The sequence below is a fragment of the Paraburkholderia sp. JPY419 genome (assembly GCF_050435705.1).
GTDB lineage: Bacteria > Pseudomonadota > Gammaproteobacteria > Burkholderiales > Burkholderiaceae > Paraburkholderia > Paraburkholderia youngii.
This window is the reverse complement of record NZ_JBNDKV010000002.1, coordinates 3277447-3298952: the sequence shown is the minus strand read 5'-3', so window position 1 is coordinate 3298952 and position 21506 is coordinate 3277447. Positions and strand designations below refer to the sequence as shown.

Genomic DNA, 21506 nt, shown 5'->3' with positions numbered 1-21506 from the left:
CGGAAGGCATAGGAAGCAGCACCGTCGGATTGTAAGCGCGCCTCGAAGCGCGTTCGCTTTTTTCACAATACGAGATACAATCAGTTTTCGCTGTTTGACGCATCCACCGATTCTCATATGAGCGATACGAACCCGGATCCCAAAACCTCGATCCAGGTGATCGAACGCATGATGCGCCTGCTCGACGCACTGGCGGCACATAGCGACCCGGTCAGCCTGAAAGAACTGGCCCTCCGCACGGAGCTGCACCCCTCCACCGCGCACCGGATCCTGAACGATATGGTGATGTGCCGGCTGGTCGACCGTTCGGACCCCGGCACCTACCGTCTCGGCATGCGCCTGCTCGAACTCGGCAATCTCGTCAAGGCGCGCCTGTCCGTGCGCGACGCGGCGCTCACGCCGATGCGCGAGCTGCACCGTCAGACCGGGCAGACCGTGAACCTGTCGGTGCGTCAGGGTGACGAAATCGTCTATATCGAACGCGCGTATTCGGAGCGCTCGGGCATGCAGGTGGTGCGGGCGATCGGCGGGCGCGCGCCGCTCCATCTGACTTCGGTCGGCAAGCTGTTCCTCGCCGCCGACGAAGCCACCCGCGTGCGTGCCTACGCAACCCGCACCGGTCTGTCGGGCCACACGCAAAACAGCATCACCGATCTCGCGAAACTCGAGCGCGAGCTGTCGCATGTGCGCCAGCAGGCCTGCGCGCGCGACAACGAGGAACTGGAGTTGGGCGTGCGCTGCATCGCCGCCGGCATCTACGACGATACGGGCAAGCTGGTCGCGGGGCTGTCGCTGTCGGCGCCGGCCGATCGCTTGCAGGATTCGTGGCTGGGGCAGTTGAGCCAGACCGCGTTGATGATTTCGGAGTCGCTAGGCTACCGGCCGCAGGCGCAGCAGGATCATTCGCACGGCTCGCACAGTTCGCACGGCCAGCATTCGTAGGCCGCACGCGCAGGGGCCGCCTGACCGCCGTTGCACCGTTGCGCGCGCCGTCTTCGATGCCAACGAAAAAAGCCTCGCATCCGCGAGGCTTTTTCTTGGCACGACAACTGCAGCCGGCCCGGAATACGATCGGCTGACTAATCGTTCCGGCTTCAGGTACCGGGACCGCCGGCATCGGCGCTCGTGATACGTGTCTGGTCGCCGCCGTTGTCGAGCCATGTACGCAGACGCGTCGCGTCAGCGAAACGCGAGTACTTGCCCGACGAATCGAGCAGCACCAGGATCATCGGCCGGCCGTGGATGGTCGCCTGCATCACGAGACACTCACCCGCTTCGTTGATGAAGCCGGTCTTCTGCAGACCGATGTCCCACGTCGGGTTGCGCACCAGCGCGTTCGTGCTGTTATACGCGAGCGTGCGCTTGCCGGTGTACACCTCGTAGCTGTGATCGGTCGAGAACTTGCGGATCAGCGGGTACTGATACGCCGCGTTGACCATCTTCACCAGATCGCGCGCGCTCGACACGTTCATGCTCGTCAAACCGGTCGGGTTCTCGAAGTGCGTGTCGTTCATGCCGAGTTGCCTGGCCTTCGCGTTCATGGCCGCAAGGAACGCCGGACGGCCGCCCGGGTAGTAGCGCGACAACGCCGCCGCCGCGCGGTTTTCCGACGCCATCAGCGCAATGTGCAGCATGTCTTCGCGCGACAGCACCGAGCCCACCGCCAAACGCGAACCGGTGTTCTTCTCGTAGTCGCGGTCTTCGTCGGTGACTTCGATCTGGTCGGTCATCGGCTCTTTCGAATCGAGCACCACCATCGCGGTCATCAGCTTGCTGATCGATGCGATCGGTACCACAGCACGCGAGTTCTTGTCGAACAGCGTCTCGCCGCTGTTCTGGTCGATTACGTAGGCGACGCTCGAGCGCAGCATCAGCGCGTCCGGCGTCTCGTGCAAACCAAACGCCTGGCCGACGCTCGGCTGGCGCGGTTCGTACGCGACGCGTCGCATCACCGAATGGTGCCGGCCGTTCGCCGCGAACGTCACGCGCTTGCGTTTGACGCCGGCGCGCGGCGCATCTTCGTCTGCGGCAGCGGCTTTCACGGCCTCGCCCTTGCCGGCTTTCGCTGCCTCAGCTTTGCCGGCCTTCGCCGCACGGCTCGACACTTTTTCGGTGGCGGCTGCTTGCGCCGGCTTTTTGGCGGTTTTTGCGTGTGTGGAAGTTTTTGCGGATGCAGCAGACGTAGCTGCAAAAGTGCTGACAGGCGTAGCGAACGCCGCTGCGACGGCCAGCGAGACGGCCACCGACAGAGCGGTGCTGCGCGCCGCGCCGTGGAGCGCCTTTAGCGACGAAAACATGTCGGTTTTCATGGGTGTTCGATAGGGAGCGGCGAGAGGTTTCCGCAAGTGTAGTAAAGCAACGAAAAATTAGCAATTTGAAGCACTTATACGCGGTCCTTAAACCGGCTTGTCAGCTCCGATCGCGAAAACACGAATAAGTGCCGCGCCTCGATCGAAAAAAACGATCGTCGCCAGCAAGCCTCGCCATTGCTGCCGCCCAGCCCAACCGAGCAGATCCTTGCAGGATAACGGCAATTTCGAGACAACCTTGATCCGGGGAAATACTGTCAGAGCGCCGGCGGAAACTACTGCGCCGCGCCATGAGGGCATCGCGAGCGGGCGAAAGACTTTTAAGTGTCTGACGAAAGCCGCCGACGCGCGTTCGACTGCCTTCGTTCTTTAACGTTCCTTGTCATCGGGTGGTTTACATCGAATTGATGATGATTGGTTTTTCAGGGGCGAATCGCTGCGATGCAACCCGTCGCAGCCCCGTATAAAGGCTTTGACGCCGAAAAATAATTTCCCGACCGCCCCTTGCGAGGGTCGTTTATCTCGCACCAGCTAGGTGCAGCGACTCAATAGTTCCGCGTCATATTAATGACATGCCTACTGCATAACCTCTTGTTTTATCGGCGTTTTCTTAACATTGTGCGACGCACAAAAAACGCTTGACATTCCTTGTGGCCATCCTAAAATGGGAACCATTGCTGCGATGCACAATACATCGCGGTCCAGGCGGACGATCAATCGGCGTCTTGCCACCCACCCAATGCGGTCCGCACAGACCGGCCGCGATCCAGGAGCGTAAACCATGACTCTGCTGACCCCTGAGCAATTCGCCGCAGCCCAGAAAGCCAACTTCGAAACCCTGTTCGGCCTGACGACCAAAGCATTTGAAGGCGTCGAAAAGCTGGTTGAGCTGAACCTGCAAGTTGTGAAGTCGACGCTCGCCGAAAGCCAGGAAAATGCCCAACGCGCGCTGTCCGTGAAGGACGCGCAGGAACTGCTGGCACTGCAAGCAAGCCTCGCGCAGCCGGTGGCTGAAAAGGCGCTGTCGTATGGCCGCCACGTGTACGAAATCGTTTCGGCAACGCAAGGTGAATTCACCCGCGTTGCGGAAGCGCAATTCGAAGAGCAAAACCGCAAGGTTCAGGCGCTCGTCGAAAACGTCGCCAAGAACGCACCGGCTGGTTCGGAAACCGCTGTCGCCGTGATGAAGTCGGCTATCACCGCCGCCAACACCACGTACGAAACGGTCCACAAGGCAACCCGTCAGGCTGTCGAAATCGCCGAAAGCAACTTCAATGCAGCTGCAACGGCCGCTTCGAAGGCAGCTTCGCAAGCCGCTGCGCAAGCATCGCGCGCTGCCGCCAAGAAGGCGGTCTAAGCTTCACGCATCAACACGCCAGGCGTTAAACACCTGGCGTCGTCGTCTTTCACGCCGGCCCAGCCTACGCGCTGCGCCGGCGTTATCGCAAGCAACAGCGTCGTGCCGTTGCCGCTTACACGGTTTGATGGGCCGAACGCTCCGATACGTTGCAATGGACGTATCGTTTGCCCGGCCGCCAAGCCGGGATTTTTTTGCCCGCCTACCGGCCGCCAGGAAAACAGAAACGGCGCGCTCCGACATGGAGCGCGCCGTTTTTCTTTGCGCCACAGCCTGACGCACTTCGCCGGGAATGCATGTCGCCATGCATTCCCGGCGCACCGCTTTACTTCTTCTTGACGGGCGGCAGATCGGTACAGACGCCTTCATACAACTCGGCCGCCATGCCGATCGATTCGCCGAGCGTCGGATGCGGATGAATCGTCTTGCCGATATCCGTTGCGTCCGCGCCCATCTCGATCGCGAGACAGACCTCGCTGATCAGGTCGCCCGCGTTCAGACCGACGATACCGCCGCCGATCACGCGATGTGTCTCCTCATCGAACAGCAGCTTCGTGAAGCCTTCGTCGCGGCCGTTGGCGATCGCGCGGCCCGACGCGGCCCACGGGAATACCGCCTTGCCGAACTTGATGCCTTCGGCTTTCAGCTGGTCTTCCGTCTTGCCGGCCCATGCCACTTCCGGATCGGTGTATGCCACCGACGGAATCTGCATCGCGTCGAAGTACGCCTTCTCGCCATGCGCGGCTTCCGCCGCCACGTGGCCTTCGTGCACGGCCTTGTGCGCGAGCATCGGCTGACCGACGATATCGCCGATCGCGAAGATGTGCGGCACGTTCGTGCGCTGCTGATTGTCGACTTCGATGAAGCCGCGATCCGTCACCGCGACCCCGGCCTTTTCCGCGCCGATCCGCTTGCCGTTCGGCGAGCGGCCCACGGCCACCAGCACGAGGTCATAGCGTTGCGGCTCGGCCGGCGCCTTCTCGCCCTCGAACGACACGTAAATACCGTCGTCCTTCGCTTCGGCCGCGACGGTCTTGGTCTTCAGCATCACGTTCGCGAACCGCTGGCTGTTGTACTTCTCCCAGACCTTGACCAGATCGCGGTCCGCGCCGGTCATCAGGCCTTCGAGCATTTCGACGACGTCGATCTGTGCGCCGAGCGTCGAGTACACGGTCGCCATTTCGAGGCCGATGATGCCGCCGCCGATCACCAGCATGCGCTGCGGAATCTGGCGCAGTTCGAGCGCGCCGGTCGAATCGACGACCCGCGGATCTTCCGGAATGAACGGCAGCTTCACCGCTTCCGAGCCCGCGGCGATGATTGCCTGCTTGAACTTGACGACCTTCTTGCCGCCCTCGGTCTGCACTTCCATGTGGTTCGGATCGACGAACGCGCCGGTGCCCGTCACCACTTCGACTTTGCGCATCTTGGCCATGCCCGCGAGACCGCCGGTCAGTTTTTTGACCACGCCCGACTTGAAATCGCGCAGCTTGTCGAGGTCGATCTGCGGCTTGCCGAACGTGATGCCGTGCGACGCGAGATCAGCCGCTTCGTCGATGACGAGCGCGGTGTGCAGCAGCGCCTTCGACGGGATACAGCCGACGTTCAGACACACGCCGCCGAGCGTCGGATAACGCTCGACCAGCACGGTCTTCATGCCGAGGTCGGCGGAGCGGAACGCGGCCGAATAGCCACCGGGGCCCGAACCGAGCACGAGCATGTCGCACTCGATGTCCGCACTGCCCGAATAGCTGCCGGCCTGCGGCGCAGGTGCGGCGGCCTTCGGCGCGGCAGGCGCCGGCGCGGGCGCCGCCTTTTCAGGTTCCTTCGCCGCCGGGGCGGCCGCGGCCGCGCCGCCCGCCGCTGCCTCGACGAGCGCGATCACCGTGCCCTGCGAAACCTTGTCGCCCGGCTTGATGCGCACTTCCTTGACGGTGCCGGCGGTATCGCTCGGCACTTCCATCGACGCCTTGTCGGATTCGAGCGTCAGCAGCGACTGCTCCTGCTCGATGACGTCGCCCGGCTTGATGTTGACTTCGATAACGTCGACGTCCTTGAAGTCACCGATGTCCGGCACTTTTACTTCGACGAGACTCATGGTGTCCCCTTCTCTTATTGATCGATGATGAGCGGCGCGTTCGGCGCGCACGGCGCACGCGAATGCGCGGACGGCGCGACGCGGATCAGTCGGAACTATCCGCGCCCGCGCCGGCGGACCTCACCAGCCGGTCAAAGAATCACACGCCGGAAATCGGCAAGAATCGAACCGAGGTATGCGTTGAAGCGCGCGGCTTCCGCTCCGTCGATCACGCGATGGTCGTACGACAGCGACAGCGGCATGGTCAGGCGCGGCTCGAACTGCTTGCCGTCCCACACCGGCTTCATCGCGCTGCGCGACAGGCCGAGAATCGCGACTTCAGGCGCATTGATGATCGGCGTAAAGTGCGTGCCGCCGATACCGCCCAGCGACGAGATCGAGAAGCAGCCACCCTGCATCTGGTCCGGCTTCAGCTTGCCTTCGCGGGCGGCCTTCGACAGGTCGGCCATTTCCTTCGCGATGTCGACGAGACCCTTCTTGTCCGCGTCGCGAATCACCGGAACGACGAGGCCGTTCGGCGTGTCCGCGGCAAAACCGATGTGGTAGTACTGCTTGAACACCAGGTTGTCGCCGTCGAGGCTCGCGTTGAAAGTCGGGAATTTCTTCAGGGCCGCCACGCAGGCCTTGATCACGAACGCGAGCATCGTGAACTTGACGCCCGCCTTTTCGTGTTCCTTGTTCAGCTTCACGCGTAGCGCTTCGAGCTCGGTGATGTCCGCTTCGTCGTTGTTCGTGACGTGCGGGATCATGACCCAGTTGCGATGCAGGTTCGCGCCCGAGATTTTCTTGATGCGCGACAGCGGCTTCGGATCGATCGGGCCGAACTTCGTGAAGTCGACCTTCGGCCACGGCAGCAGATTCAGTTCGCCACCGCCGGCGGCCGGCGCGGCGGCTCCTGCCGGCGCCGCGCGCTGGCCGGTCATCACGCCCTTCACGAACGCGGTCACGTCGGCCTGCGTAATGCGGCCCTTCGGACCCGTGCCCTTCACCTGGCTCACGTCGACGCCGAGTTCGCGCGCGAACTTGCGCACCGACGGCGAAGCGTGGCTCGGATGACGCGTGCCGCCTTCGCCGGCCGGAATCAGGGGCGCCTGCGCGAGCGCGGACGGCGCGGCCGGTGCCGGGCTCGGCGCGGCCGGCGCGTCGGACGGCTTTTCGACCGGCGCCTTCGCGGCCGGTGCCGGCGCGGGTGCCGGGGCAGCGCCGCCTTCCGCTTCGATCACGACGATGACCGAGCCTTCCGACACGGTATCGCCAACCTTGACCTTCACTTCCTTGACGACGCCGGCGGCCGAGCTCGGCACGTCCATCGTCGCCTTGTCGGATTCGAGAGTGACGAGCGACTGTTCCTTCTCGACGCGATCGCCGACCTTCACCGCGATCTCGATCACGGGAACATCTTTGTAGTCGCCGATATCCGGCACCTTGATTTCCTGCACGCCGCCGCCTGCCGCCGCGGGCGCGGGCGCCGCGGCCGGAGCTGCCGCCGGTGCCGCTGCCGGTGCGGACGCAGGAACTGCCGCCGGCGCGGGCGCCGCGGCAGCCGCGTTGGCGCCTTCCAGCACGACGATCAGCGTGCCTTCGGACACCGCATCGCCGACCTTGACCTTCACTTCCTTGACGACGCCGTCAGCCGAGCTCGGCACGTCCATCGTCGCCTTGTCGGATTCCAGCGTAACGAGCGATTGCTCTTTTTCGACGGTGTCACCCGCCTTTACCAGCACCTCGATCACAGGGACGTCCTTGTAATCGCCGATGTCCGGCACCTTGACTTCGATCGCTTGACTCATTGTTAGTGTCTCCTGGGCCGCGCACGCCGCCTGCCCCTCGCGACGAGGAGCAGGCGCGTGCATCGTGGCACACGGGTGATGCCTTAGACGGTCATCGGGTTGGGTTTGGCGGGATCAAGGTTGTACTTCTTGAGCGCCTCGGCGACCACCTTGCGTTCGATCGTGCCTTCGTCAGCCAGCGCGTTGAGCGCGGCGACCGTGACCCAGTAGCGATCGACTTCGAAGAAGTGACGCAGCTTCTCGCGCGTGTCCGAACGACCGTAGCCGTCGGTGCCCAGCACGACGAACTTCTGCGGCACGAACGCGCGGATCTGCTCGGTCAGCGCACGCACGTAGTCGGTCGATGCGATGACCGGACCCGGCGCATCCTTCAGCAGCTTCTCGACGTGCGACAGCTTCTTCTCTTCGGTCGGGTGCAGCAGGTTCCAGCGCTGCACTTCGTGACCTTCGCGCGCGAGCTCGGTGAAGCTCGGCACGCTCCACAGGTCGGCGTTCACGCCCCAGTCGTTCTTCAGCAGGTCGGCCGCGGCGATCACTTCGTTGAAGATCGTGCCCGCGCCCATCAGCTGCACATGCGGCGCCTTCTTATCGGCAGCGGTCTTTCTGAACGAGTACATGCCCTTGATGATGTCCTCGGCTACGCTTTCCAGCCCCGGGCTCTGCGGGATCGCCGGGTGCTCGTAGTTCTCGTTCATCACCGTGATGTAGTAATACACATCTTCCTGCTCGGCGACCATGCGGCGCAGACCGTCCTGCACGATGACCGCGAGTTCGTAGCCGAACGTCGGGTCGTAGCTGATGCAGTTCGGCACCGAAGCCGCCCACAGCAGCGAGTGGCCGTCTTCGTGTTGCAGACCTTCGCCGTTCAGCGTCGTGCGGCCGGCAGTACCGCCCAGCAGGAAGCCGCGCGAGCGCATGTCGCCTGCGGCCCATGCGAGGTCGCCGATGCGCTGGAAGCCGAACATCGAGTAGAAGATGTAGAACGGGATCATGATCTCGCCGTGCGTCGAGTACGACGTCGCGGCCGCGATCCAGTCGGCCATGCCGCCGGCTTCGTTGATGCCTTCCTGCAGGATCTGACCGGTTTCCGACTCACGGTAGAACATCAGCTGGTCGGAATCTTCCGGCACGTACTTCTGGCCGTCCTGATTCCAGATGCCGATCTGACGGAACAGACCTTCCATACCGAACGTACGCGACTCGTCCGGCACGATCGGCACGACGCGCTTGCCGAGCGCCTTGTCCTTCAGCAGGATGTTCAGGATCCGCACGAACGCCATCGTCGTGGAGATCTCGCGGCCTTCGCCCGTGCCCTTCAACAGCGGCTCGAATGCCGACAGTTCCGGCACCGGCAGCGGCTGGGCCTTCTGACGACGCGCCGGCAGATAGCCGCCGAGGTCCATGCGCCGCTGGCGCATGTATTCGAGTTCCTTCGAACCTTCCTCGAACGTCAGGTACGGCACGTCGACGATCTGCTCGTCCGTAATCGGCAGACGGAACTGGTCGCGGAATTTCTTCAGCTGCTCCACCTGCATCTTCTTCTGCTGGTGGGTGATGTTCATCGCCTGGCCGGCTTCGCCCATGCCGTAGCCCTTGATCGTCTTCGCGAGGATGACGGTCGGCTGGCCCTTCGAATTGGTCGCTTCCGTGAACGCCGCGTAGATCTTGTGCGGATCATGGCCGCCGCGGTTCAGATTCCAGATGTCGTCGTCGGACCAGTCGGCGACCAGCGCCTTCAGTTCCGGCGTGTTGAAGAAGTGCTCGCGCACGAACGCGCCCGACTCCGACTTGTACGTCTGGTACTCGCCGTCGACCACTTCCATCATGCGGCGCATCAGCGCGCCCGACTTGTCGCGCGCGAAGAGCGCATCCCAGCGGCTGCCCCAGATGACCTTGATGACGTTCCAGCCGGCGCCGCGGAATTCGCTTTCGAGTTCCTGGATGATCTTGCCGTTGCCGCGCACCGGACCGTCGAGACGCTGCAGGTTGCAGTTGATCACGAACACGAGGTTGTCCAGCCGCTCGCGGCCGGCCATGCCGATCGCGCCGAGCGATTCCGGCTCGTCCGTTTCGCCGTCGCCGAGGAAGGCCCAGACCTTGCGGCCGTCGGTCTTCGCGATGCCGCGCGCCTGCAGGTACTTCATGAAGCGCGCCTGGTAGATCGCCATGATCGGGCCGAGGCCCATCGACACGGTCGGGAATTGCCAGAAGTCCGGCATCAGCCACGGATGCGGATACGACGAGATGCCCTCGCCGCCGACTTCCTGGCGGAAGTTGTCGAGCTGCTTGTCGGTCAGGCGGCCGAGGAGGAACGCGCGCGAGTAAACGCCCGGCGACGAGTGGCCCTGCACGAACACGAGGTCACCACCGTGCTCGGCCGACGGTGCGTGCCAGAAGTGGTTGTAGCCGACGTCGTACAGCGTGGCGGCCGACGCGAACGATGCGATGTGGCCGCCGACGTTGGTTTCCTTGCCGGCGCGCAGCACCATCGCCATTGCGTTCCAGCGGGTGTACGAGCGGATGCGGTGTTCGATGTCCTGGTCGCCGGGGTTCTTGGCCTGGCGCGCGACCGGGATCGTGTTGATGTAAGGCGTATTGGCGGAGAACGGCAGATGTTCGCCGTGCACGCGTGCAAACTCGATCTGCTTTTCGATCAGGTAGTGGGCACGGTCAGGGCCTACAGCAGAAATCACGCCATCCAGCGCTTCCAGCCATTCGCCGGTTTCCTGGGGATCGTCGTCTTTATCGGCGGCGACATATTTCATGACTTCGTCGGGTACAGCGGACATGCTCGTCTCCTGGGTATGGGGAACGCACTTTGAACAGACCACGCGGACGCAGGATAGGCCGCGGCAGCACCGGCTGATTGTAATAAGGGTCCCGACGTCAACGCAATCAAATTTTCAAATTACGAGATCAATTCTCACAATGCGGAAAATTGCTGCAACGCAACCTGGTTTGACTGCCGTTAGACTGATCCGTCGGCTAGTTTGCGCCGATTAACTGCACTTTCCGCGCTTTTTTGCGCCATTTGTCGGGGACGTGCTGAGCTACAATGCCACGCATGTTGACCGAACGGCTTTTCTCTCGCTCGGCGCGCACCGCGGGTTCGCCGGCGGATTCGTCGCCGTCCCCGCGCTGGCACCACGGACCCTGGTGGTCCAATTCCTATTTGCTGACGCCGCTGCTGTCGATCCTGGTATTCCTGGTCGTCATGAGCCTGATTCTCTGGAGTCTGAACCGGCGCGAACAGCAGCAGCAGGAAGACACGCTTTACCGCAACGTCGCGTGGGCGCAGCAGCAGATCCGGCTGTCAATGACAGGCGCGCAGGAACAGATCCAGGCGCTCGCGCGCGACCTCGCCGCCGGCCATGCCGACGAGCATTCGTTCCAGGTGAACACCACGGACATCATGCAGGGGCACCCCGAGATCCTCTACATGAACTGGTACACCGCTCAGCAGCAGCCGCGCTGGCCCAATGCCGCGCCGCCGGTGCTCGGCCAGCGGCTCGCGCGCCCGAACGACGCGCAAATGGACGAAGCGGTCAAAGCCGGCTTCGCCGAGGCGCGCAACACGCGCCGCCAGGTGTACTCGCCGCTCATCTACGACGACCTCGGCAACGGCTTCATCACGCTGCAAACGCCGATCTTCCGCGACCGCGATTTCCTCGGCACGATCGCCGCGGTGTTCTCGGTGGAAGGCATTCTGAAGCGCGACATCCCGCCTGAGCTGTCGGCCAAATACAAGATCTCGATCATCGACGTGAACAACCGCGAGTTGACCACCACGTCGACCCGCCCGCGCCTGCCGCGCGACATGTTCTACGACCTGCCGCTCGACCCGCCGGGCCAGGGCATCTCGGTGCGCGTGTACGCGTTCCCGCAGATCACCAACTTCACGAACAACACGCTGGTGTGGCTGGTGGCCGGCCTGTCCTGCTTCGTGCTGTGGAGCCTGTGGAGTCTGTGGAAGCACACCCGGCAGCGCTTCGAGGCGCAGCAGGCGCTGTACGCGGAAGCGTTTTTCCGCCGCGCAATGGAAAATTCGGTGCTGATCGGCATGCGCGTGCTCGACATGCACGGCCGCATCACGCACGTGAACCCCGCGTTCTGCCGCATGACCGGCTGGGACGAAAGCGACCTCGTCGGCAAGAGCGCGCCGTTCGCCTACTGGCCGCGCGACGCTTACCCCGAGATGCAGCGCCAACTCGACATGACGCTGCGCGGCAAGGCGCCCTCGTCCGGCTTCGAGCTGCGCGTGCGGCGCAAGGACGGCTCGACGTTCCACGCACGGCTCTACGTGTCGCCGCTGATCGACAGCTCGGGTCGCCAGACCGGCTGGATGTCGTCGATGACCGACATCACCGAGCCGAAGCGCGCGCGCGAAGAACTCGCCGCCGCCCACGAACGCTTCACCACCGTGCTCGAAAGCCTCGATGCGGCGGTGTCCGTTCTGGCCGCCGACGAAGCCGAGCTGCTGTTCGCAAACCGCTACTACCGGCATCTGTTCGGGATCCGCCCGGACGGCCACCTCGAACTCGCGGGCGGCGGCTTCGACAGCTCGCAGGCGTCGTCCGATTCGATCGACATGGTCGACACCTTCGTCGGCCTGCCCGCCGCCGCGCTGACCGAAAGCACCGCCGACGCGCAGGAAATCTACATCCCCGGCATCCAGAAGTGGTTCGAGGTGCGGCGCCAGTACATCCAGTGGGTGGACGGCCATCTCGCGCAGATGCAGATCGCGACCGACATCACGACCCGCAAGCGCGCGCAGGAGCTGGCGCGCCAGCAGGACGAGAAGCTGCAGTTCACGAGCCGCCTGATGACAATGGGCGAAATGGCCTCGTCGCTCGCGCATGAACTGAATCAGCCGCTCGCCGCGATCAATAACTATTGCTCCGGGACCGTCGCGCTGGTTAAATCCGGTCGGACGACACCCGACAATCTGCTGCCGGTGCTCGAAAAGACCGCGCAGCAGGCGGTGCGCGCCGGCATGATCATCAAGCGCATCCGCGAGTTCGTGAAGCGCAGCGAGCCGAAGCGTCAGGCCACGCGGGTCGCGGATATCGTCGCCGACGCGGTGGGTCTCGCCGAAATCGAGGCAAGGAAGCGGCGGATTCGCATCGTCACCGATCTGCGCTCGCGGCTGCCGGTGATCTACGTCGATCCGGTGCTGATCGAGCAGGTGCTGGTGAACCTGCTGAAGAACGGCGTCGAGGCGATGGCCGAAGCGCGCCCGAACGCGGTCGACCCAGTGATCCGGGTGGTCGTGCGGCTGGAGAGCGGCTTCGTTTGCATCAGCGTCGTCGATCAGGGGCCGGGCGTCGACGAAACGACCGCCGAGCGTCTGTTCGAACCGTTTTACAGCACCAAGTCCGATGGCATGGGCATGGGGCTGAACATTTGCCGTTCGATTATCGAATCGCATCGCGGGCGTCTGTGGGTGGTCAATAATGTCGAATCCGACGGCCACATCACGGGCGCCACGTTCCATTGCAGTCTGCCTATTGGGGAGCCTGACGGCCCGAGCAACGGCGGGTCCGAGGCGCCGACACCACAAACCGTTACGGGAGAGCTATGAACAGCCCAGTCACCACCCAGGAAACCGTCTTTGTCGTCGACGACGACGAGGCCGTGCGAGATTCGCTGCGCTGGCTGCTGGAGGCGAACGGCTACCGCGTTCAATGCTTCCTGAGCGCCGAACAGTTCCTCGACGCATGGCAGCCGCATCAGCATCCGGGCCAGATCGCGTGTCTGATCCTCGACGTGCGGATGTCCGGCATGAGCGGGCTCGAGTTGCAGGAACGCCTGATCGCCGACAACGCATCGCTGCCGATCATCTTCGTGACGGGTCACGGCGACGTGCCGATGGCGGTGTCGACGATGAAAAAAGGCGCGATGGACTTCATCGAAAAGCCGTTCGACGAAGCCGAACTGCGCAAGCTCGTCGAGCGCATGCTCGACAAGGCGCGCAGCGAAAGCACCAGCGTCCAGCAGCAGCGTGCCGCGGCCGAGCGCCTCGGCAAGCTGACCGCGCGTGAGCATCAGGTGCTCGAGCGGATCATCGCGGGCCGCCTGAACAAGCAGATCGCCGACGACCTCGGCATCAGCATCAAGACGGTCGAAGCGCATCGCGCGAACATCATGGAAAAGCTGAACGTCAACACGGTCGCCGATCTGCTGCGACTCGCGCTGTCGAACAAGCCGCAAACGGCGCAGTAACATCGGTATGGACGGCCCTTCGCCCGGAGGGCCGTTTCTGCGTGACCGCCATGAGTGGCAGTTGCGTCGCCCGTTCGTGACGGCGTGAGCGTCGCTGGATCCGGCGTGAGCGTGTCGTGCGAGCGGCCTGCCCCGCCGCCCGCGTGGCGCTTTCTTGCCGTCACACGTCCCGCCCCCTCCCCTCCCGTACGCTTCCACGCGCGACACGGGCCCCGAATCCGCTGCGGAAGCGCGCCTTCCGCGCCGGTATAATGTCGGACTTTGCAGCGGCGCCTTGCCCGAACCGGTAACGCGCCTGTCGCACGGCGACCCGGCTTCGTCAAGCAGTCGAAGCACGCCGTCGCGCGCCCCCTCCACGCGAGCGCTTCGACCCGCCAGCCAAAACCGCCTGCCCCGAATCGATTCCCGATCCCAACCTCGACTCAACGTTCGACCGACCATGACTGCCAAACTGATCGACGGCCTCGCCCTCTCCAAGACCCTGCGCGCCGACGTCGCGGCGCGCGCCGCAGCCCTGACCGCCCGCGGCCATCAGCCGGGCCTCGCCGTGATTCTGGTCGGCGACAATCCGGCCAGCGAAGTGTATGTGCGCAACAAGGTGAAAGCCTGCCACGACAACGGCCTCGGCTCGTCGTTCGACCGCTATCCGGCCGACCTGCCCGAAGCCGACCTGCTCGCGCGCATCGACGAGCTGAACCGCGACCCAGCCATCCACGGCATCCTCGTGCAGCTGCCGCTGCCGAAGCACATCGACAGCCACAAGGTGATCGAGGCGATCGCGCCCGAGAAGGACGTCGACGGTTTTCACGTCGCCAACGCGGGCGCGCTCCTGACCGGCCAGCCGCTGTTCCGTCCGTGCACGCCGTACGGCGTGATGAAAATGTTCGAGGCCTATGGCATCGAGCTGAAGGGTGCCAACGCGGTGGTAATCGGCCGCTCGAACATCGTCGGCAAGCCGATGGCGCTGCTGCTGCTCGAAGCGGGCGCGACCGTCACGATCTGCCATAGCAAGACGCGCGATCTGGCCGCGCACACGCGCAACGCCGATGTCGTAGTCGCCGCGACCGGTCTGCGCAACATCCTGACCGCCGACATGGTGAAGCCGGGCGCGACCGTGATCGACGTCGGGATGAATCGCGACGACGCCGGCAAGCTGTGCGGCGACGTCGACTTCGCGGGTGTCAAGGAAGTGGCCGGCCATATCACGCCGGTGCCGGGCGGCGTCGGCCCGATGACGATCACGATGCTGCTCGTCAACACGATCGAAGCGGCCGAGCGCGAGGCGGACGCGGCCAAGGCGTAAGCGCCGGGCGATCAGTGCGAGGCGGAGTGAGGTGACTCTTCCGCCTCGTCCACGGGCTCATCACCCCTCTTCTCTCGCAGCCCCGCTCATCGCCGCGCCGCCAGACCCCGCGGCCGACATCCCGCCCCAACGCGCGCCCGCGCACCGCAACATCTGTTAATTTGTCAGCCGATGGATTGGAATCGGCGCCTCCCGCCCCAATACTGTCCTTTGCCGGTGCCGCCGCGCGCCGTGCGCCGATCGTCGAGCGACACGCCGCTAGACGGCTCGCGCGAGCGCCGCCGCACCGCCCCCTTCACCCGCGTCAGACAGGAAGCCTTATGTCCACTACCGCCACGCCTCAAGACAACCCGCTCCTCGATTTTTCCGATCTGCCGCGCTTTGGCTCCATCCGACCCGAGCATGTGACGCCCGCCCTCGACGTGCTGCTCGCCGACGCGGCGGCCGCCGTCGAGCGTGCCGCGCTGCCGGTCACGCCCGCGTCGTGGGCCGACGTCGTCGAACCGGTCGAGCGCGCCACCGAGCCGCTGTCGCGCGCGTGGAGCGTGATCGGCCATCTGAATGCCGTCGCCGATACGCCCGAGCTGCGCGCCGTGTACGGCGACAACCTGCCGCGCGTGACCGAGTTCTGGTCGAGCGTCGGCCAGAATCTCGCGCTCTACGAGAAGTACAAGGCATTGAACGCGAGCGACGAGTTTGCATCGCTGAACGGCGAACGCAAGAAGATCCTCAGCAACGCGCTGCGCGACTTCCGCCTGTCCGGCGCCGAGCTGCCGGAAGACCAGAAGCCGCGTTTCGCGGAATTGCAGGAGCGCCAGGCGGCGCTGTCGAAGGCGTTTTCGGATCACGTGCTCGATGCGACCAACGCGTATGCGTACATCGTCGATGCGGGCAACGAGGCGCAACTGGCGGGCCTTCCCGAAGACGTGATCGAAGCCGCGAAGGAAGCCGCCGAGCGCGACGGCAAGACCGGCTACAAGTTCACGCTGCACTTCCCGTCGTATTTCCCGGTCATGCAGTACTCGGAAAACCGTCCGATGCGCGAAGCCATGTATCGCGCGTACGTGACCCGCGCGTCCGAGCTCGGCGCGCAATACGGCAACGGCAAGACCGAGTGGGACAACACCCAGGTGCTCGCCGACGAACTGAAGCTGCGCGCCGAAGAAGCGCAGATGCTCGGCTACGGCAACTTCGCCGAAGTGTCGCTCGCGCCGAAGATGGCCGAATCGCCGGCTCAGGTGATGGCCTTCCTCGAAGACCTCGCGACGCGCGCGCGTCCGCATGCGGAGCAGGACTGGAAGGAGCTGCGCGAATTCGCCGCGAGCGAACTCGGCATGACTGATCTGCAGCCGTGGGACATGACGTTCGCCGCCGAGCGTCTGCGCCAGAAGCGCTATTCGTTCTCGGAAAATGAAGTGAAGCAGTACTTCCCGGAAGACGCGGTGTTCAAGGGTCTGTTCAAGGTAACCGAGACGCTGTTCGGCGTGCGCATCCGCCGCGACGAGGCAGCGGTCTGGCATCCGGACGTGCGCTTTTTCCGCGTCGAGAATCAGGACGGCGGCCTCGTCGCGCAGTTCTATCTCGACCTGTATGCACGCGAAGGCAAGCGCGGCGGCGCCTGGATGGACGACGCGCGCGGCCGTCATAAGCTCGCGCACGGCGCGGTGCAAACGCCGGTCGCGTACCTGACGTGCAATTTTTCAGCGCCGGTCGGCGGCAAGCCCGCCTGCTTCACGCACGACGAAGTGATCACGCTGTTCCACGAGTTCGGCCACGGCTTGCATCACATGCTGACGCGCGTCGATGAGCTCGGCGTGTCGGGAATCAACGGCGTCGAATGGGATGCGGTCGAACTGCCGTCGCAGTTCATGGAGAACTTCTGCTGGGAATGGGACGTGCTGTCCGACATGACCTCGCACGTCGATACCGGAAAGTCGCTGCCGCGTGATCTGTTCGACAAGATGCTAGCCGCGAAGAACTTCCAGAGCGGTCTCGGCACGCTGCGGCAGATCGTGTTCTCGATGTTCGACATGCAACTGCATACCGGCTTCGATGCGAACGGTGCGAAGAGCGCCAACGACCTCGCGCGCGAAATCAACGAACGCTTCCACGTCGTGCCGCAAGCGCCGTTCTCGCGCTGGCCGAATACGTTCAGCCATATTTTCGCGGGCGGTTATGCGGCCGGCTACTACAGCTACAAGTGGGCGGAAGTGCTGTCGGCCGATGCGTATGCGGCGTTCGAGGAAGCCGCGCAAGCCGCGGGCAGTGTGCTCGATCAGACGACCGGGATGCGCTATCGCCGCGAGATCCTCGAAGTGGGCGGCAGCCGTCCGGCGATGGAATCGTTCAAGGCGTTCCGTGGCCGCGAGCCGAATATCGATGCGCTGCTGCGGCATAACGGCATGGCGCCGGGTGCCGCACACTGAGCGATGCCAATAGAAAAACCGGCGGTCTGCGCGAGCAGGCCGCCGGTTTTTTCATTTATCCGCGAAACACCGCGCTATGCGCGATGCAGCTTGAAATCGACCTGTTCAGGCCGCCCTTCGAGCGATAACGACGCGCGCGCGGCCGGCGCGCGGCTCACCACCCTGCCCCGGCTCACCACCGCGAGCCGCGCGGCGCGCAGGCGGATCGCCTCGATCTCGTCGCGCGCATCGAGCACGGCGAGATTGGCCGCGCATCCGGGCGCGATGCCGTAGTCTTCCAGACCGAGAATGCGCGCGGCGTTCACGGTCACCGCGTCGAAACAGGCGTGCATGCCGTCGACGCTGGTCATCTGCGCAACATGCAGGCCCATCTGCGCGACTTCGAGCATGTCGGCCGAGCCGAGGCTGTACCACGGGTCCATCACGCAGTCGTGGCCGAATGCGACCGTGATGCCCGCTGCCAACATTTCCGGCACTCGCATCATGCCGCGCCGTTTCGGGTACGTGTCGCTGCGGCCTTGCAGCGTGATGTTGATGAGCGGATTGGCGATCGCCGCGACGCCCGACTCGCGCATCAGCGGCAACAGCTTGCTCACGTAGTAGTTGTCCATCGAATGCATCGACGTAAGGTGCGAACCGGTGACGCGTCCGTGCAAGCCGAGCCGATGGGTTTCGGCCGCGAGCGTTTCAATGTGGCGCGACAGCGGATCGTCCGATTCGTCGCAATGCATGTCGACGCGCAGACCCTGCCCGGCCGCGTACTCGCACAGCATGCGCACCGACTGCGCGCCGTCGGCCATCGTGCGCTCGAAATGCGGAATGCCGCCGACCACGTCGACGCCCATGCCGATCGCGCGCTTCAGGTTGTCGAACGCGCCGGCGCTGCGCAGCAGACCGTCCTGCGGGAAAGCGACCAGTTGCAGATCGAGATACGGCGCGACACGGCGCTTCACTTCGAGGAGTGCTTCGACCGCGAGCAGACGCGGATCGCACACGTCGACGTGGCTGCGGATCGCGAGCAGGCCGCGCGCGACGGCCCAGTCGCAATATTGCATCGCGCGTTCGATCAACGCTTGCTGCGTGAGCTCTGGCTTCAACTCGCCCCATAGCGCGATGCCTTCGAGCAGCGTGCCCGACGCGTTCACGCGCGGCAAACCGTACGAAAGCGTCGCATCCATATGGAAATGCGGATCGACGAAAGGCGGCGTGACGAGCGAACCGGCCGCGTCGATTTCGTCGCGCGCGCTCGCGGCCAGGTTCGGTTCGACCGCGACGATGCGACCCGCGGCGATGCCGATGTCGACTTGGAACGGGTGATGCGGGGACAGCTGTGCGGCACTGCGCGGCAGCGCCGCGCGGCGGATGATCAGATCCATGTTCGCTCCGGTTGATCGCGTTTGGACTCGCTACGATTCTATCGGCGCCAGAATAATGCGGGCGCCGATGCGTACCGGCGCACGCGCCGCAATCCGTATCGGCTGCGGGCGATGCGACGCGCCTATACTCGCCGTTTCGGCCATGCATTGACGGAGCGTCCAGATGAAAACGATCGGCGTGATCGGCGGAATGAGCTGGGAGTCGTCCAGCGAGTATTACCGGCTGCTGAATCGCCACGCGAAGGTGCGGCTCGGCGGTCATCACAATGCACGCAGTCTGCTGCTGACCGTGGATTTCGCGTCGATCGAGGCGAATCAGCGCGCCGGCGACTGGCAAGCGCTCGGCGAACAGATGGCCGACGCCGCGCGCCAGCTCGAACGCGGTGGGGCCGATCTCGTGATTCTTGCGACGAACACGATGCATCGCGTGTACGAATCGATCGAGCAGGCAATCACGGTGCCGTTCCTGCACATCGCCGATCCGACCGGCGCGGCGTTGCGCGCGGCGGGCGTCGAGCGCGTGGGCCTGCTCGGCACGCGCTACACGATGGAGCAGACGTTCTATATGGGCCGGCTGCGCGAACGCTATGGACTCGACACGCTCGTGCCTGATAACGATGAACGCGCGGACGTGCACCGCATCATTTACGACGAGCTATGCCACGGTAACGTGGACGACGCGTCGCGCAAGGTCTACCAACGCGTGATCGAACATCTGGCCGCGCGTGGCGCGCAGGCGGTAATACTCGGGTGCACGGAGATCACGCTGCTGATCAAGCCGGAAGATTCGGTTCTGCCTGTGTTCGATACCACTGCTTTGCATGCGCAGGCCGCGGTGGAGTGGGCGATTGGAGCGGAGCGCTGATGGGTTAGAGGCTTCGATCGCGCGCGAATCCTGTTGCGTCTGTTCACGCGCGCGCGGCAAACGCAGCGAGCGCCACAAGCGAAACGAAGCGCTGAAAGTCAAAAAGCCCGCATGGCTTGCGCGATGCGGGCTTTCAACAATGCTTTGGTTGCGGGGGTAGGATTTGAACCTACGACCTTCGGGTTATGAGCCCGATTAAGCATGTGTCCCGATGTTCATCGATGTTGTTCACCGCTTTCAAATCAACAACTTACGTGTATAGTTGGGTCTTGGTGTTGCTGGCTGTTTCTTGCCGGCCGCGCCCAAATTCCGCCCAAACGAGGTTTTTGATGAAAAACAAGGTCACGATCAACCGCGACTTTCTCCGGAATCTGAAAGCGACCGGCAAGTTTCAGGAGTTCGCCGACGCCGACCTGACCGGGTTCAAGGTGCGCGTGTTGCCGTCCGGTACGATTCAGTTCACGGTCAAATATTACAAACCCGACGGGAGTGAGGGCCGCAAAAAGATCGGCACCTGGCCGGCGATGACCGCGAGCGACGCGCGCGAGGCGGCCCGCCGTGAGCTTGAACAGACGCCGACGAAAGCGGACTTGCCCGCCGTGGTCGAGGAAAAGAAACGCCGCCGCGCCGAGAGCATCCGCCGCGCTCACGGCGTGCCCACACTTCGCGCGTTTCTGGATGGCGACTACACCGCATACCTCGAAACGAACGGGATCAGCCTGTCGAATGCGGCCCTGATCCGCTCATCGTTTGCCGACTTGCTCGACCGCGCGCTTGACGAGTTCACGCCGTGGTTGCTTGAGGGCTGGAAATCCCGCACCATGAAAACCAGCATCAAGCCGAAAACCGTCGCGAACCGGCTCCACGCCTTGCAAGGTTTGCTCCGCGTGGCGGTCAAGGCCGGACACATCGCCTCAAACCCGGCGAAAGAGGTCGAGCGCAACGGCAAGGCCGACGTGATCGTGCGGTACCTGTCAGCCGACGAGCGCGAGCGCCTGTACGCGGCGATGGAGGCGCGCGAGGAGGCAAACCGCGACGCGCGACACCGGACCATCGCGCACCGCCGCATGCGCAAGCTCCCCGCGCTGCCGTCGTTGCGCCAGGTGCGCTATACCGACCACTTGCAACCCCTCGTCGTATGCGCGCTGAACACGGGACTCCGCAAGGGTGAACTCCTAGCCCTGGAATGGGACGACGTCGACATGGAACACCGCACGATTCACGTCCGGCGGGCCGTGACGAAGGACGACGAGCGGCGCGACGTGCCGATTACTGATGAACTGTTCGAATGCCTCACGGCATGGCGACCGCTGGCGCATGAGCGTTTTGTTTTTGGCAATGTGGAAACCGGCGAGGCGCTGACCGACTTCGGCAACGCCTGGGATCGGCTACTCGAAACGGCGCAAATCACGAACTTTCGTTTTCATGACACAAGGCACGATTACGCGACCCAACTCGTCAAGAACAGCGTTGACCTGAATCGCGTGCGCGCGTTGCTCGGGCACAGCGACATCAAGACCGTCTTGCGGTATGCACACCTGTCGCCCGATCACCTCCACGACGCCGTCGAACGGGCGTTCAACGCACCGCGCCGTGAAAAGGCCAAGCGCAAGGGCGCGAAACTGGCCGCCGAGAGATAAGGATTTTCCCTGGTTTGTGCGCCGCTGACCTCTCACTAGCAAGCGTTCCTTGCTGTTCATTGACGTTCTTTGATCTCCTCTGCGGTTCGCTCCGCGCGCCGCCATGACGACCGGCCGCCG

Annotated in this window: 13 protein-coding genes; 8 read left to right on the top strand and 5 right to left on the bottom strand. The window is 63.9% G+C overall.

Annotated features, from left to right (window positions below):
* Window positions 1–117: 117 nt before the first annotated feature.
* Complete coding sequence (locus QFZ91_RS21370) at window positions 118–942, top strand: IclR family transcriptional regulator (protein ID WP_176126472.1); 825 nt, start codon at window positions 118–120, stop codon at window positions 940–942.
* Window positions 943–1094: 152 nt separating this feature from the next.
* On the opposite strand, the gene pbpG is transcribed toward QFZ91_RS21370, so the two are convergent.
* Complete coding sequence (pbpG, locus tag QFZ91_RS21365; protein ID WP_176379978.1) at window positions 1095–2309, bottom strand: D-alanyl-D-alanine endopeptidase; 1215 nt, start codon at window positions 2307–2309, stop codon at window positions 1095–1097.
* 781 nt (window positions 2310–3090) lie between these two features.
* Between pbpG and QFZ91_RS21360 the strand changes: the two genes are divergently transcribed.
* A complete protein-coding gene (locus QFZ91_RS21360; protein ID WP_013089827.1) occupies window positions 3091–3666 on the top strand; it encodes a phasin family protein in 576 nt (191 codons plus the stop codon).
* Window positions 3667–3991: 325 nt separating this feature from the next.
* On the opposite strand, the gene lpdA is transcribed toward QFZ91_RS21360, so the two are convergent.
* The 3 genes from lpdA to aceE form a co-directional block, all read right to left on the bottom strand.
* On the bottom strand, window positions 3992–5764 hold the full coding sequence (lpdA, locus tag QFZ91_RS21355) for a dihydrolipoyl dehydrogenase (protein WP_176108187.1): 1773 nt from the start codon (window positions 5762–5764) through the stop codon (window positions 3992–3994).
* A gap of 131 nt (window positions 5765–5895) precedes the next feature.
* Window positions 5896–7554, bottom strand: coding sequence for a dihydrolipoyllysine-residue acetyltransferase (gene aceF / locus QFZ91_RS21350; RefSeq protein ID WP_429568348.1), 1659 nt, complete (start codon window positions 7552–7554; stop codon window positions 5896–5898).
* An 83-nt stretch (window positions 7555–7637) separates the two neighbouring features.
* Window positions 7638–10343, bottom strand: a complete 2706-nt coding sequence (gene aceE / locus QFZ91_RS21345) for a pyruvate dehydrogenase (acetyl-transferring), homodimeric type (RefSeq protein WP_429568347.1) — start codon at window positions 10341–10343, stop codon at window positions 7638–7640.
* A gap of 275 nt (window positions 10344–10618) precedes the next feature.
* Between aceE and fixL the strand changes: the two genes are divergently transcribed.
* The 4 genes from fixL (at window position 10619) to QFZ91_RS21325 (ending at window position 17505) form a co-directional block, all read left to right on the top strand.
* Window positions 10619–13135 carry a PAS domain-containing sensor histidine kinase gene (fixL, locus tag QFZ91_RS21340; RefSeq protein ID WP_217710116.1) on the top strand — a complete coding sequence of 839 codons (2517 nt, stop codon included), beginning with the start codon at window positions 10619–10621 and terminating at the stop codon, window positions 13133–13135.
* Window positions 13132–13776: an oxygen response regulator transcription factor FixJ gene (gene fixJ, locus QFZ91_RS21335; RefSeq protein ID WP_008922736.1), complete on the top strand. Its 645-nt coding sequence runs from the start codon at window positions 13132–13134 to the stop codon at window positions 13774–13776. Before fixL ends, fixJ begins: the two co-directional genes overlap by 4 nt.
* A gap of 439 nt (window positions 13777–14215) precedes the next feature.
* Window positions 14216–15079, top strand: coding sequence for a bifunctional methylenetetrahydrofolate dehydrogenase/methenyltetrahydrofolate cyclohydrolase FolD (folD, locus tag QFZ91_RS21330; protein WP_176124105.1), 864 nt, complete (start codon window positions 14216–14218; stop codon window positions 15077–15079).
* Between the two features lie 320 nt (window positions 15080–15399).
* On the top strand, window positions 15400–17505 hold the full coding sequence (locus tag QFZ91_RS21325; RefSeq protein ID WP_429568346.1) for a M3 family metallopeptidase: 2106 nt from the start codon (window positions 15400–15402) through the stop codon (window positions 17503–17505).
* A gap of 74 nt (window positions 17506–17579) precedes the next feature.
* Here QFZ91_RS21325 and QFZ91_RS21320 read toward each other — a convergent pair whose 3' ends face one another.
* Complete coding sequence (locus tag QFZ91_RS21320) at window positions 17580–18881, bottom strand: amidohydrolase family protein (RefSeq protein ID WP_429568345.1); 1302 nt, start codon at window positions 18879–18881, stop codon at window positions 17580–17582.
* Window positions 18882–19044: 163 nt separating this feature from the next.
* Between QFZ91_RS21320 and QFZ91_RS21315 the strand changes: the two genes are divergently transcribed.
* Together QFZ91_RS21315 and QFZ91_RS21310 are read left to right on the top strand one after the other, a co-directional pair.
* A complete protein-coding gene (locus QFZ91_RS21315; RefSeq protein WP_429568344.1) occupies window positions 19045–19746 on the top strand; it encodes an aspartate/glutamate racemase family protein in 702 nt (233 codons plus the stop codon).
* 329 nt (window positions 19747–20075) lie between these two features.
* Window positions 20076–21386, top strand: coding sequence for a tyrosine-type recombinase/integrase (locus QFZ91_RS21310; protein WP_429568343.1), 1311 nt, complete (start codon window positions 20076–20078; stop codon window positions 21384–21386).
* Window positions 21387–21506: the final 120 nt, after the last annotated feature.

What these genes read in the sequence shown, in the direction of transcription:
- QFZ91_RS21370 (WP_176126472.1), top strand. Translation starts at nt 118, where the DNA reads ATGAGCGATACGAACCCGGATCCCAAAACCTCGATCCAGGTGATCGAA.
- QFZ91_RS21320 (WP_429568345.1), bottom strand. Translation starts at nt 18,881, where the DNA reads ATGGATCTGATCATCCGCCGCGCGGCGCTGCCGCGCAGTGCCGCACAG.
- QFZ91_RS21315 (WP_429568344.1), top strand. Translation starts at nt 19,045, where the DNA reads ATGAAAACGATCGGCGTGATCGGCGGAATGAGCTGGGAGTCGTCCAGC.
- aceE (WP_429568347.1), bottom strand. Translation starts at nt 10,343, where the DNA reads ATGTCCGCTGTACCCGACGAAGTCATGAAATATGTCGCCGCCGATAAA.
- pbpG (WP_176379978.1), bottom strand. Translation starts at nt 2,309, where the DNA reads ATGAAAACCGACATGTTTTCGTCGCTAAAGGCGCTCCACGGCGCGGCG.
- fixL (WP_217710116.1), top strand. Translation starts at nt 10,619, where the DNA reads ATGTTGACCGAACGGCTTTTCTCTCGCTCGGCGCGCACCGCGGGTTCG.
- QFZ91_RS21360 (WP_013089827.1), top strand. Translation starts at nt 3,091, where the DNA reads ATGACTCTGCTGACCCCTGAGCAATTCGCCGCAGCCCAGAAAGCCAAC.
- fixJ (WP_008922736.1), top strand. Translation starts at nt 13,132, where the DNA reads ATGAACAGCCCAGTCACCACCCAGGAAACCGTCTTTGTCGTCGACGAC.
- folD (WP_176124105.1), top strand. Translation starts at nt 14,216, where the DNA reads ATGACTGCCAAACTGATCGACGGCCTCGCCCTCTCCAAGACCCTGCGC.
- QFZ91_RS21310 (WP_429568343.1), top strand. Translation starts at nt 20,076, where the DNA reads ATGAAAAACAAGGTCACGATCAACCGCGACTTTCTCCGGAATCTGAAA.
- QFZ91_RS21325 (WP_429568346.1), top strand. Translation starts at nt 15,400, where the DNA reads ATGTCCACTACCGCCACGCCTCAAGACAACCCGCTCCTCGATTTTTCC.
- lpdA (WP_176108187.1), bottom strand. Translation starts at nt 5,764, where the DNA reads ATGAGTCTCGTCGAAGTAAAAGTGCCGGACATCGGTGACTTCAAGGAC.
- aceF (WP_429568348.1), bottom strand. Translation starts at nt 7,554, where the DNA reads ATGAGTCAAGCGATCGAAGTCAAGGTGCCGGACATCGGCGATTACAAG.